Origin of the sequence: Microbacterium sp. 11MF (assembly GCF_000383475.1) — a bacterium.
Lineage (GTDB): Bacteria > Actinomycetota > Actinomycetes > Actinomycetales > Microbacteriaceae > Microbacterium > Microbacterium aquilitoris.
This window is the reverse complement of sequence record NZ_KB911460.1, coordinates 807,260-819,894: the sequence shown is the minus strand read 5'-3', so window position 1 is coordinate 819,894 and position 12,635 is coordinate 807,260. Positions and strand designations below refer to the sequence as shown.

The window sequence follows — 12,635 nt, the reverse complement described above, 5'->3', positions numbered from 1 at the left end:
CAGTGACACACCTTCGGAAGGGACGACATGAAGATCGCAGTGGCAGGCGGGACCGGCACAGTGGGACGACTCGTGGTGGAGCGGGCACGGGAGGTGGGGCACGACGTCGCCGTCCTCTCGCGTGCCGCGGGGGTGGACCTGCGGGACCGCGCAGCCGTCGAGCGCACACTGGCGGGGGCGGATGCGCTCATCGACGTGGCGAGCGTCGGCACGACCAGCGCGGCAACGGCGACGGAGTTCTTCTCCGCGGCATCCCGCGCCCTTCTCCACGCGGCGGCGCGCACCGGGGTCGAACACGCGGTACTGCTGTCGATCGTCGGCATCGACCGGAATCCGAACGGGTATTACGCCGGCAAGGTCCTGCAGGAGCGCTTGTTCAAGGAGAGCGCGGTGCCGTGGAGCATCCTGCGGGCGACGCAGTTCCACGAGTTCGCAGGGCAGGTCGCCTCGCAGGCCCGTCTCGGGCCCGTGCAGCTGGCACCGCGGGCGCGAGCGCAACCGGTGGCCGCGGCGGCGGTCGCCGCGCGGCTCGTCGACCTCGCGGTCGCGGGCCCGCAGGGGCGGGTACCGGACCTCGCCGGTCCCCGCGAGGAACGCCTGGACCGGATGATCCGGGCCTGGATTCGCCGGGACGGATCTCGGCGGCTCGTCGTCCCGGTGAGCATCCCGGGCGCTCAGATGCGCGGCATGCGCGAGGGCCTCGCCCTGCCGGGACCGGGCGCCACCATCGCCGGGCCGAGCTTCGACGAGTGGCTCGACTCTCAGCGCTGACGCGTCAGCGACCGGTGCCGGCGTGGACGACGGCTTCGGTGTCGCCGTCGAGCCCGTAGGCGGTGTGCACGACGCGCGCCGCCTCGGCGAGGTCATCGCCGCGCACGACGACCGAGATGCGGATCTCCGAGGTCGAGATCATCTCGATGTTGACGCCCGTCGTCGACAAGGCCTCGAACAGCGTCGCCGAGACGCCCGAGTGCGTACGCATGCCGGCGCCGACGACCGAGAGTTTGCCGATCTGGTCGTCGTGGACGAGCTTGTCGAAGCCGACCGCGCTCTGCTCGACCGACAGGGCGCGCAGCGCCGTCGACGCCTCGGCCTTGGGGAGAGTGAAGGAGATGTCGGTGCGGCCGGTCGCGGCAGCCGACACGTTCTGCACGATCATGTCGACGTTCGCGCCGGACTTGGCGACGATCTTGAAGATGTCGGCGGCCTTGCCGGGGACGTCCGGGACGCCGACGACGGTGATCTTGGCCTGGCTGAGGTCGGTGGCGACACCGGTGACGATGGGCTCTTCCATCTCTTCTCCCTCTTCGTGGTCGGGGGCGGTCATCCCCGCACCGAGAACATAGGTGCCGATGCCCGAACTGAAGGTCGAGCGGGCGTGAATCATGACGCCGTGGCGGCGGGCGAACTCGACGGCGCGGATGTAGAGCACCTTCGCCCCGTTCGCGGCCAGCTCGAGCATCTCCTCGGACGTGACGGTCGCGAGCTTGCGTGCCTTCGGCACGACGCGTGGGTCAGCCGTGAAAATGCCGTCGACGTCGCTGTAGATCTCGCAGACGTCGGCGTTCAGCGCGGCGGCGAGGGCGACGGCGGTCGTGTCGGACCCGCCGCGGCCGAGCGTCGTGATGTCGCGGGTGTCGCGACTGAACCCCTGGAAGCCCGCGACGATGACGATGGCTCCCTCGTCGAGCGCCTCGCGGACGCGAACCGGAGTGACGTCGACGATGCGCGCGGCTCCGTGGGAGCTGTCGGTGATCATCCCGGCCTGGCTGCCGGTGAACGAGCGCGCCTCGAAGCCCATCGAGTTGATCGCCATCGCCAGCAGCGCCATCGAGATCCGCTCGCCACTGGAGAGCAGCATGTCGAGCTCGCGCGGCGCCGGCAGGGGCGAGACCTGGGAGGCCAGGTCGAGCAGCTCGTCGGTCGTATCGCCCATCGCGCTGACGGCGACGACGACGTCGTGACCGGCACGTCGGGCGTCGACGATCCGCTTCGCGACGCGACGGATGCTCTCGGCGTCGGCGACGGACGAACCGCCGTACTTCTGGACGATCAGGGCCATGTCGGATACTCCCGGGTGGATGCCGGGCGCAGCCGGCGGGCGGTGACGCACGCCCGCTCCCATCCTAGGGAGGACGACGTACGCGCTCGGCCATGTGACGCCCGCCGGAGCACCTCATTTAGGCTGGATGCCATGGGACGACGCCAGTTCTTCACGTCGCTGCAGGCGCTCGTCCGGTCCCCCGAGAACTCGGCGCCGCACACCGAGATGCTGCCGGTGATCGACGACGCCTTCGCTGTCGGAGTCCTCGATCTCAGCATCCGCATCGGGGAGTCGATGCTCGCCTCGGGGGCGCCCGCGAGCGAGGTCACCCTCACGATCGTGCGGGTCGCCGGCGTCTACGGGCTCGATCCCGTCCACGTCGACGTCAGCTACAACTCGATCACCGTCGCGCACCACCGGAGCGGCGCCGACAAGCCGATCACGCTCATGCGCGTCGTCCGCAGCCAGGCCCCCGATCACGCCCGCCTGCAGCGACTGCAGGCCCTCGTCACCCAGATCAGGGGCGGGATGCCGGTCGAAGCCGCCCGCGCCGAGTTCCGCATCGTGCGCCGCACGCCCTTCGCCTACCACCCGCCCGTCATCATCGCCGCGCAGGCGCTCCTCGCGGTCGGCGTGGCGGTGATGTTCGGCGCCAACTGGCTCGTCATCCTCCTCTCCTTCATCGCCGCCGGAGGAGCCGCGATCACGCAGTTCCTCCTCGGCCGGGTCCACGTTCCCTTCTTCTTCAGCCAGGTCGCCGGCGCGTTCGTCCTGACGCTCATCGCCGCCGTCGCTCCGAGCCTCGAGGCGACGGGGTGGCCGGTCGCGCAGGACATCAAACCGACGGTGATCGTCGCGTCGGGCATCGTGCTGATGCTCGCGGGGCTCACCGTGGTGGGCGCCGCGCAGGACGCGATCGACGGTTTCGCCCTGACGGCGACGGGCCGCATCCTCGAGCTCATGACGCAGACCCTGGGCGTCGTCCTCGGCATCCTCGCGGGACTCGAGACCGCCCGGGTGGTCGGAGCCGGGATGGACGTCCCCAACGACTCGCTGCCGTTCGGCCCCCTTCCGCTGCAGTTCGTCGGCGCGGCTCTCATCGCCGTCTCCGTCACGATCTACAACGGAGCAGGACTGCGCGTCGTCGCGGTCAGCGTGGGCCTCAGCGTCGTCGCCTGGGCGGGGTACACCGCGGCATCCGGTCTCGGCTTCGAGACGGCGGCCGCCAGCGGCGTCGGCGCCTTCGCGGGGAGCCTCGTCGGCATTCTCGCGGCCTATCGGCTGCACGTGCCGTCCGTCGCGATCACGACGGCGGCGATCCTCCCCATGGTCCCCGGAGCCGCCGTCTTCCGCGGTCTCCTCGGCGTCGTCGAATCGGGCAGCAGCACCGCCCTGCTCCTGTCGGGGTTCACGACCCTCGCGTCGGCGGCGACGGTGGGGATCGCCCTCGCGGTCGGCGCCTCGCTCGGCATCTACGTCGGTCAGCCGCTGCGCGCCTCGCTCGGCACCGTCATCCGTGCCCGGGCACGTGAGCGCTCCTGACCTCCCCTAGGCTCGCCGCATGAGCTCTGCGAGTGACGAGATCTGGAACCGTGCCGTCGACCTCGACGAGCCCATCTCCCTGCCCGGCGACCTCGCCGTCCGACGGGTCCTCACCTTCCACGCCACGGTCCAGGGCAGCGGTTTCTGGAACGCGATCGAAGCCCACTCCGCAGATGAGGAGTTCCCGCTCGAAGCCGTAGCCGAGGGCTACCGCACGCTGGGTCTCGAGCCGACCGCCGAAGCCGTCGACCGCGCGGCAGCCGAGTACGACGAAACCGCGGGCATCGGCGACGACGATGCGTGGCGCGAAGCCGAGGAACGCGTCACCGAGGAGTACCGCATCGAGGACGAGGACATCGCAGCCGCCGTCGAGCGTACGCTCGCGCATGAGCCGGAGCTGTTCGCCCCGACCGACTGAGCTCAGACCGCGCGGCGACCCTCGAACGCACGACCGAGGGTGACCTCGTCGGCGTACTCGAGGTCACCGCCGACCGGAAGACCCGATGCGAGCCGGGTGACGCTGATCTCGAGCGTCCGAAGCAGGCGACTGAGGTACGTCGCCGTCGCTTCGCCTTCGAGGTTGGGGTTGGTCGCGAGGATGACCTCGGTCACCGTGCCGTCGGCGAGTCGCTGCATGAGCTGCGCGATCCGCAGATCGTCGGGGCCGATGCCCGCCATCGGACTGATCGAGCCGCCGAGCACGTGATACAGCCCGTGGAACTCACGGGTGCGCTCGATCGCCGAGACGTCCTTGGCGTCCTCGACGACGCAGATGAAGGTGCGGTCGCGGCGCGGGTCGCGGCAGATCGAGCACTGGGTCTGCTCGGAGACGTTGCCGCAGATCTCGCAGAACCGCACCCGTTCGCGGAGCTCGGACAGCAGCTGCGCCAATCGGGACACATCGAAGGACGGGGTCTGCAGGATGTGGAACGCGATGCGCTGCGCTGACTTTGGTCCGATGCCGGGAAGGCGTCCGAACTCGTCGATCAGGTCTTGGACGATGCCGTCGTACATGGGTCAGTTGAACCTCGTCGGAGGGGTGTACGGCTCTTCGCGGACGAAGCGCGCACCCAGGAGCTGGCGGACGGCGGCCTCGCCGACCCGCTCGATCCCTCCGGGACGGGGCCCGCGGGGCGGTTCCGGTGCGAGCCGGGGAGGCGGCGTCCGCACGGGGACCGGCGCGTCGGCGTCCACGGGAGGCGGCACGTCGTCCTCGTCGTCGTCGGTTGGAGCCTCGGCGGGAAGGACATCGCCCTCGCGCTGCACGGTGAGCGTTCGGACGGGCGACGGGGCGGCATCCTCGGGCTCGTCGTCCACGGGGAACTGGGCGGACGGAGCGCCGTCGTCGGTCGGGATCGGGGCGACTGCCCACTCGGTGACGGGCGCTGCCGCAGCCGGCGCGGACCGGGGCGCCGAGGTGGGACGGGATGCCGCGGCAGGGGTGACCCCGTACCCGCCCTCGGGTGCGTCGGGCTCGGGGGGCACGTCGGGACCGACGCCGCCGGGCGGGGGCGGGGTCGGATCGGTGTCGTGACGGGTGAGGTACTTCACCCGCACGCCGAGCACCGACAGGATCGCGGTTCGGAGATCTTCGCTCGGCCCCTTGCCCGCGGAGAGTTTCTTGAACGATTGCACGTCGGAGTGGCTCTGGAACGAGAGGGTCAGGATGTCGCCCTCGGCGTACGCGACCGGGCGCGAGGCCGTCGCTATCATCCACGAGGTGCGACTGATGTCCTCGAGCCGGCGGAGGATCTCGGGCCAGGAGTCGCGGATCTGCTCGAACGTGACGGGCCCGGTGGGCACCGCCGGCTCGGGAGCGGCGGCGGGCGCAGGCGACGCGGGTTCGGCGACAGCGGAGGACGCGGAAGCCTGCGCGACGGCCGGAGCGGGTGCCGTAGCCGGCGCGTGAGCGACGGCCGGTGCCTGCGCAACGGGAGGTGCCGCGACGGGAGGTGCCGTGGCGGGAGGGGGTGACTGCGCCGGAGCCGCCGCCTGCACCGGTGCAGCGGGAACGGGCGCTGCGTGAGCCCCGGCATCCGTCGCCGCGAGGACGCGCGCGACGAGGAGCTCCAATTGCAGGCGGGGCGAGGTCGTACCCGTCATGTCGTCGAGGGCCGTCACCACGAGATCGGCGATCCGCGAGAGCCGATCGGTGCCGAAGGCCGCCGCCTGGCGGGCCATGCGCTCAAGCTCGTCGACCGGCACGCCGCGCAGCACGGCGCGGGCGCCCTCGCCGGTCGCGGCCACGATGATGAGGTCGCGCAGGCGCTCGAGCAGGTCGTCGACGAAGCGTCGCGGATCCTGCCCCGTCTGCACGACACGGTCGACCGCGCCGAACGCGGCCGCGGCGTCATGGGACGAGAAGGCGTCGACGACCTCGTCGAGGAGCTCGGCGTGCGTGTATCCGAGCAGGGCGACGGCACGTTCGTAGCCGACGGCACCGTCCTCGGACCCGGCGATGAGCTGATCGAGCAGCGACAGCGTGTCACGCGGCGACCCGCCGCCCGCACGGACGACGAGGGGCAGGACGCCCGGCTCTACCGAGACGCCCTCGGTCTGGCAGAGCTGCTCGACGTACTCGAGCATCGCGGCCGGCGCGACGAGGCGGAACGGGTAGTGGTGGGTGCGCGAGCGGATCGTCCCGATGACCTTCTCGGGCTCGGTCGTCGCGAAGATGAACTTGACGTGGGCGGGCGGCTCCTCGACGAGCTTGAGCAGCGCGTTGAAGCCCTGCGCCGTGACCATGTGGGCCTCGTCGAGGATGAAGATCTTGAAGCGGTCGCGGGCGGGCGCGAACACCGCGCGCTCGCGCAGATCGCGGGCGTCGTCGACGCCGTTGTGGGATGCCGCGTCGATCTCGACGACGTCGAGGGAGCCGCCCCCGCCGCGGCTGAGCTCGACGCACGAGTCGCATGTGCCGCACGGGGTGTCGGTGGGGCCCTGCGCGCAGTTGAGGCAGCGCGCGAGGATGCGCGCCGACGTCGTCTTGCCGCAGCCGCGCGGACCCGAGAAGAGGTAGGCGTGACCGACGCGGTCGCTGCGGAGCGCCGTCATGAGGGGCTCGGTCACCTGGCTCTGCCCGATCATCTCGCCGAAGGTCTCCGGGCGATAGCGGCGGTACAGAGCGGTGGTCACCACAACAGACTACGGCGTGGCACCGACATCCGATCCGGCGCCCGCCCGTCGACCGCGGCGGCGATCGCGTCGCGGTCGGCACCCGCGGCCAGCATCGCGGCCAGGAGGATGCGCGCCTGACCCGGCCGGAGGGTCGGCGAGTGCACGGCGCCCGCTGCGGCGAGGTCGGCTCCGCCTCCTCCCCCGCCGTACGACGGGACGAGCACCCCCCGCGGCACGCGGCTCGACACGATGACCGGGATGCCGCCCGCCACCGCATCGCGGACCGCCGCCACGACCGTGGGGGTCGTGTTCCCCGACCCGAGCGCCTCGAGGACGATCCCGTGGGCGCCGGCGGCGAGGCTCGCCCGCAGGTGCACATCGTCGGCGCCCGGCGGGAGCGCGACGACGTCGACCCGCACCCCCGACACGTCGCCCGTCGCGTGCGGCGGAGCCCCGGCATCCCGCCGTGCGTGGCCGAAGGCGTCGGCGCGGTCGGTGGTCAGCTTCGACAGCCCCCACGTCGAGAGGATGCGGCCGCCGAAGGCGACCCACACGCCGGGGACCGCGGCCCGGGTCGCCGCCAACGCGACCCGGATGTTGTCGGGGCCGTCGGACGCGGGGTCGTCGGCCGTGAACTGGGCACCGGTGAAGACGACGGGGATGCGCGGGGCGCCGACCTGGATCGCCGCCAGGAGCGAGGTCTCCTCCAGGGAGTCCGTCCCGTGCAGGACCAGGACGCCGCGCACCGCGTCGTCGGCGACGGCGTCGGTCACCGCGTCGACGATCAGCTGCATGTCCGCGAGGGTGAACGTGGCCGAGTCCGCGGCGAGCGCGTCGACGACCCGGACGTCGTCATCGGGGGCGAGCCCGTGGAGAAGAGCGCCCCCACCGAGGACGGGAGCGCTCGATCCGTCCGGCGACCGGCGGCTCGCGATGGTGCCGCCGGTCGCGATGACGACCAGGTGCTGTGCGCTCACGCGCCGCTCTCGTCGGTGCGCTGCAGCGCGGCGAGGGTGCCGGTCTGCTCGGCCGCCAGCATCCGGATGCGGTCGCGCAGCAGGAACCATCCCCCGATGAGCGCCGGCACGATGACGATGAGCGAGCCCACGGTGAACGTCCCGATCGGGAAGTCCAGCGCCATGAGGACGATGACCGAGACGAGGAACACGAGCGTGATCCATCCCGTGTAGGGCGCCCCCGGCATCCGGAACGAGGGGCGTTCCATCACACCGGCCCGCGCCAATCGCTGGAGCTTGATCTGGCAGAGGATGATGACGCCCCAGGCGCTGATGATGCCGAGCGCCGACACGTTCAGGGCGATCTCGAACGCCTGGGAGGGCACGACCGCGTTCAGGATGACCCCGAGCAGGGTCACGGCCGCGGTGACCGCGATGCCCATGTAGGGGACGCCGGCGCGGTTCATGCGCATGAGGGGCGCGGGAGCCGAGCCCGTCACGGCCATCGAGTGGAGGATCCGGCCGGTGGAGTAAAGCCCGGCGTTCAGCGACGAGACGACGGCGGTGAGGACGACGAGGTTCATGATGACGTCGGCGCCCTCCACTCCGATCGAGCCGAAGAAGGTCACGAAGGGGCTCTCCCCCGACTTGTAGCTCGTGAACGGCATGAGGAGCGTGAACAGCAGCACCGAGCCGACGTAGAAGACCGCGAGGCGGAACACGACGGCGCGGATCGCCTTCGGCATTATGGTGCGCGCGTTCTCGGTCTCGCCGGCGGCCGTGCCGACGAGTTCGATCGACGCGTAGGCGAAGACGACACCCTGCACCACGATGAGGGCGGGCAGGATGCCGTTGGGGAAGACCCCGCCGTTGTCCGCGATCAGGTGGAAACCGGGGGTCGTCCCCGCGACGGGCGTACCGGTGACGACGAAGAAGATGCCGACGACGAGGAACGTCACGAGCGCGGCGACCTTGATGATCGCGAACCAGAACTCCAGCTCGCCGAACACCTTCACCGACAGCAGGTTCATGGCGAGGACGAGGACCAGCGCGACGAGGGCGAAGACCCACTGCGGGATGCCGGCGAAGGCCGGCACGTACTGCTTGAAGAAGTTCATGTAGAGCGCGACGGCGGTGACGTCGGCTACCGAGGTCATGGCCCAGTTGAGCCAGTACATCCAGCCGGCGGCGAACGCCATCTTCTCGCCGTAGAACTCGCGGGCGTACGAGACGAACGACCCCGTCGACGGGCGGTGGAGGATCAGCTCGCCGAGCGCGCGCATCACGAGGAACGCGAAGACGGCGCAGACCGCGTAGACGAGGACGAGTGCAGGGCCCGCCGTCGCGAGCCGGCCGCCGGCCCCCATGAACAGGCCCGTGCCGATCGCGCCGCCGATGGCGATCATCTGGATCTGACGCGGCCGGAGGCCCTTGTGGAAGCCCGCGCCCTCGGCCTGCGCGATCGAGGCCGTGCGGAGCATCGCGGCATCCGTCTTCGGGGAGGTCGACTCCGTCGTCATGGGTTCTCGCTTTCGTTGCCGCGCGGCACCGTCGCCGTCCGGGATGTGATATCTGCCTTACAGGTTTGGGAACACTGAACACCCGAGACGGCGGATTCGTCAAGTTTTGCTCGTGAAGAATGTCTAATCTGTCTGATAGGTTTGCGGCGTTCGGCCACCTCGAGGAAGAGAGCGACATGACGACGACGCGCACCGAGCACGACCTTCTGGGCCCTGCGGAGATCCCCGCAGACGCGTACTGGGGCGTCCACACCTCGCGAGCCCGCGACAACTTCCCCGTGACGGGGGTCCCCATCGGCACCTACCCTTTCCTGCTGCGAGGGCTCGCCTTCGTCAAAGAGGCGGCCGCGCTCGCCAACCGCGACCTGGGCCTGCTCGACACCGCTCGCGCCGACGCGATCGCGGCGGCCTGCCGCGAGATCCGGGGCGGCGCCCTCGCGGACCAGTTCGTCGTCGACGTGATCCAGGGCGGCGCCGGGACCTCGACGAACATGAACGCGAACGAGGTCATCGCCAACCGCGCCCTCGAGCTCCTGGGTCACGCGAAGGGCGAGTACGCGCATCTGCACCCGAACGACCACGTGAACCTGAGCCAGTCGACCAACGATGCCTATCCCACGGCGATCGACGTCGCGCTCGTCGAAGGCGTTGACGGGCTGGATGCCGCGATGGGCGTCCTCCACGACGCGTTCGCGGCCAAGGCCGCCGAGTTCGGCGGCTACGTGAAGATCGGCCGCACGCAGCTGCAGGATGCCGTGCCGATGACGCTCGGGCAGGAGTTCGGTGCGTTCGCGCTCATGCTCGACGAGGACCGCCTGCGCCTTCGCGAGTCGGCCCGGCTGCTGCTCGAGGTCAACCTCGGCGCGACGGCCATCGGCACGGGACTCAACGCGCCGGCCGGCTACGGACCGCTCGCCGTCTCGCACCTCGCCGCGCTCACCGGGCGCCCGTTCACTCCCGCGACCGACCTGATCGAGGCCACCCAGGATCCCGGCGCCTTCGTGCACCTGTCGGGCATGCTCAAGCGCATCGCGGTCAAACTCTCCAAGACGTGCAACGACCTGCGGCTGCTGTCGTCGGGACCGCGCGCCGGCCTCGGCGAGATCACCCTCCCCGCCCTCCAGGCGGGCTCGAGCATCATGCCGGGCAAGGTGAACCCCGTCATCCCCGAGATGGTCACGCAGGTCGCCTACACGGTGATCGCCGACGACCTCGCCGTCACCCTCGCCGCAGAGGCGGGCCAGCTGCAGCTCAACGCCTTCGAGCCCGTGATCGTCCGGGCCCTCTCGCAGAGCATCGCGCACCTGACCGCCGCGTGCCGTCTGCTCGCCGAGCGGTGCGTCAGCGGCGTCCAGGCCCGTCCCGACGTCATGGCCGCGCGCGTGACCGACTCGATCGGACTCGCGACCGCGCTGAACCCGCTCATCGGTTACCGCGCGGCGACCGAGGTCGCCGGCGAGGCGCTGCGTTCGGGACGCTCGGTTCCCGAGGTCGTCCTCGAACGGGGACTCCTCGACCCGGCCGCGCTCGCGTCGGCGCTCAGTCCCGAGAAGCTGGTTCCGACAGCGGGCTGACGACGCGCTCGACGGCACCGAGGTGCGCGCGCATGGCCTCGCGCGCCTCGATCGCCGAGCCGATGCCGATGGCTTCGGCGATGGCGCGGTGCTCGCGCGAGGACGGCTCGCGGCGGTGGGCGATGAGGTTCACGACGCCCGACTGGTGGCTGAGGGCGTCACGGATATCGCCGACGGCGCGGGCGAAGACCGCGTTGCCGGATGCCTCGGCCACGAGCACGTGGAAGCGCGAGTCCAGCTCGACCCACTCCCCCGGGTCGGTGGTCGCGTCCATGCGGTCGCAGAGCGCGACAAGGTCGGCGCGCTGCTGGTCGGTCCGGCGTTCCGCCGCGAGACCCGCCGCCGGCACCTCGATGTGAGGACGTGCCTCGCTGAGATCGCGCGGCGAGAAGTCGCCGTAGCCGAGCGAGAATGCGGGGCGGTCGGAGGCGACGTAGGTTCCGCTCCCGGTGCGCGTGCGGGTGAGTCCGAGCGCCTGCAGCGAGCGGAGGGCTTCGCGCACGCTCGGGCGGCTGACGCCGTAATGCTCGGCGAGCGCGGCCTCGGAGGGCAGCCGCTCGCCGACCGCGAGCCGACCGGCGACGATGTCCTCGCGGAGCCCGTCGAAGACCCCGTCGGCGGCGCGGGCACCGACCGACGCCGAGCTCATCGAGCTCCCCCGGTCCGCCTCGTCACGCCTGCCATCCGGTCAGCCTAACGGGCGCGCGGTCGGGGCGGCCCGGGCGACCGCGAGGGGGAACAGCGCGGGCACCGAGCGCGTTGCAGCGGACATGCCCCCCACCCCCGTCGACGTCCTCGTCATCGGCGCGGGCCAGGCGGGGCTGAGCGCCGCGTACCACCTGCGCCGCCGCGGGTTCGTCCCGCTCGGCGACGCCGACGCCGACGGCTCCCCCACCTTCCTCGTCGTCGACGCCGACGCCGATCCCGGTGGCGCCTGGCAGCACCGGTGGCCCACCCTCCTCATGGGGACGGTCAACGGCATCCACGAACTGCCGGGCTACGCTGTGCCGCCCGCCGACCCGGAGGCCCCCAGCCGCGAGGTGCTGCCCGCCTACTTCGCCGCCTACGAGGACCGGTACGACCTGCGGGTGCGGCGGCCCGTCCGCGTCCGCGCCGTCCGACGCCCGGACGACGACCCGCACGGACCGCTGACGATCGAGGCGGAGCATACCGGGACGCCCGTCTCGTGGTCGGCGCGGTACGTCATTAACGCGACCGGCACGTGGCGGAAGCCCTTCTGGCCGACCTACCCCGGACAGGGATCGTTCGCAGGACGACAGCTGCACGTCCACGACTACCGTTCCGCTGAGGAGTTCCGGGGCCGACGGGTCGTCATCGTGGGCGCCGGGGTCTCGGCGATCCAGTTGCTCGACGAGATCTCGCGGGTGACCGACACCTTCTGGGTCTCGCGCACCGAGCCGCAGTGGGACGCGACGGGCTTTGACACGGCCGCCCGCATCCAGGCCATCGCGGGCGTCGAGGAGCGCGTCCGGCAGGGCCTACCGCCGGGGAGCGTCGTGTCGGTCACCGGCGCCCACTGGTCGCCGTGGGCGCAGGCGGCGAAGGACCGCGGGGCTCTGGTGTGGCATCCGATGTTCACCGCTGTCGAACCGGACGGGGTTCGGATGCCGGACGGCACCCTCGAGCCCGCGGAGGTCATCCTGTGGGCCACCGGGTTCCGGGCCGACATCGCCCACCTCGCCCCGCTCGGGCTGCGCACCGCCGCCGGAGGCGTCCGGGTGCGCGACACCCGCGCGATCGACGAGCCGCGCCTCTTCCTCATCGGCTACGGCCCGTCGCAGTCGACGGTCGGCGCCAATCGGGCCGGACGCGAGGCCGTCCGCGCCATCTTCCGCGAGCGGGTGGCCGCGGGGGTCTGAGG

Annotated in this window: 11 protein-coding genes; 5 read left to right on the top strand and 6 right to left on the bottom strand. The window is 71.5% G+C overall.

Annotated features, from left to right (window positions below):
• Window positions 1–27 precede the first annotated feature (27 nt).
• Entirely contained in the window at window positions 28–771 is a 744-nt protein-coding gene (locus tag H286_RS0110910) for an SDR family oxidoreductase (RefSeq protein ID WP_020098185.1), read from the top strand.
• 4 nt (window positions 772–775) lie between these two features.
• Here the strand turns inward: H286_RS0110910 and H286_RS0110905 are convergent, their stop codons facing one another.
• A complete protein-coding gene (locus tag H286_RS0110905; RefSeq protein ID WP_018187037.1) occupies window positions 776–2,062 on the bottom strand; it encodes an aspartate kinase in 1,287 nt (428 codons plus the stop codon).
• A 132-nt stretch (window positions 2,063–2,194) separates the two neighbouring features.
• On the opposite strand from H286_RS0110905, the gene H286_RS0110900 reads away from it, so the two are divergent.
• Together H286_RS0110900 and H286_RS0110895 are read left to right on the top strand one after the other, a co-directional pair.
• A complete protein-coding gene (locus tag H286_RS0110900) occupies window positions 2,195–3,586 on the top strand; it encodes a threonine/serine ThrE exporter family protein (RefSeq protein ID WP_020098184.1) in 1,392 nt (463 codons plus the stop codon).
• Window positions 3,587–3,605: 19 nt separating this feature from the next.
• Window positions 3,606–4,004, top strand: coding sequence for a DMP19 family protein (locus H286_RS0110895; RefSeq protein ID WP_020098183.1), 399 nt, complete (start codon window positions 3,606–3,608; stop codon window positions 4,002–4,004).
• A gap of 2 nt (window positions 4,005–4,006) precedes the next feature.
• On the opposite strand, the gene recR is transcribed toward H286_RS0110895, so the two are convergent.
• Genes recR through H286_RS0110875 form a run of 4 tightly spaced genes read right to left on the bottom strand, consistent with a single transcriptional unit; the run spans window position 4,007 to window position 9,179 of the window.
• Complete coding sequence (gene recR / locus H286_RS0110890; protein ID WP_018187034.1) at window positions 4,007–4,600, bottom strand: recombination mediator RecR; 594 nt, start codon at window positions 4,598–4,600, stop codon at window positions 4,007–4,009.
• Window positions 4,601–4,603: 3 nt separating this feature from the next.
• Complete coding sequence (locus H286_RS0110885) at window positions 4,604–6,721, bottom strand: DNA polymerase III subunit gamma and tau (RefSeq protein WP_028497492.1); 2,118 nt, start codon at window positions 6,719–6,721, stop codon at window positions 4,604–4,606.
• Window positions 6,718–7,680 (bottom strand): asparaginase domain-containing protein, encoded by a 963-nt coding sequence (locus H286_RS0110880; protein WP_020098181.1) that lies wholly within the window; start codon window positions 7,678–7,680, stop codon window positions 6,718–6,720. Before H286_RS0110880 ends, H286_RS0110885 begins: the two co-directional genes overlap by 4 nt.
• Window positions 7,677–9,179: an amino acid permease gene (locus H286_RS0110875; RefSeq protein ID WP_020098180.1), complete on the bottom strand. Its 1,503-nt coding sequence runs from the start codon at window positions 9,177–9,179 to the stop codon at window positions 7,677–7,679. The genes H286_RS0110880 and H286_RS0110875 overlap by 4 nt, the downstream gene beginning before the upstream one ends.
• Before the next feature lie 176 nt (window positions 9,180–9,355).
• On the opposite strand from H286_RS0110875, the gene H286_RS0110870 reads away from it, so the two are divergent.
• On the top strand, window positions 9,356–10,753 hold the full coding sequence (locus tag H286_RS0110870; protein ID WP_020098179.1) for an aspartate ammonia-lyase: 1,398 nt from the start codon (window positions 9,356–9,358) through the stop codon (window positions 10,751–10,753).
• Here H286_RS0110870 and H286_RS0110865 read toward each other — a convergent pair.
• A complete protein-coding gene (locus H286_RS0110865) occupies window positions 10,719–11,402 on the bottom strand; it encodes a FadR/GntR family transcriptional regulator (RefSeq protein WP_020098178.1) in 684 nt (227 codons plus the stop codon). The genes H286_RS0110870 and H286_RS0110865 overlap by 35 nt on opposite strands.
• Window positions 11,403–11,523: 121 nt before the next feature.
• Here H286_RS0110865 and H286_RS0110860 point away from each other — a divergent pair, with 121 nt between their 5' ends.
• Window positions 11,524–12,633, top strand: coding sequence for an NAD(P)-binding domain-containing protein (locus tag H286_RS0110860; RefSeq protein ID WP_036324400.1), 1,110 nt, complete (start codon window positions 11,524–11,526; stop codon window positions 12,631–12,633).
• Window positions 12,634–12,635: the final 2 nt, after the last annotated feature.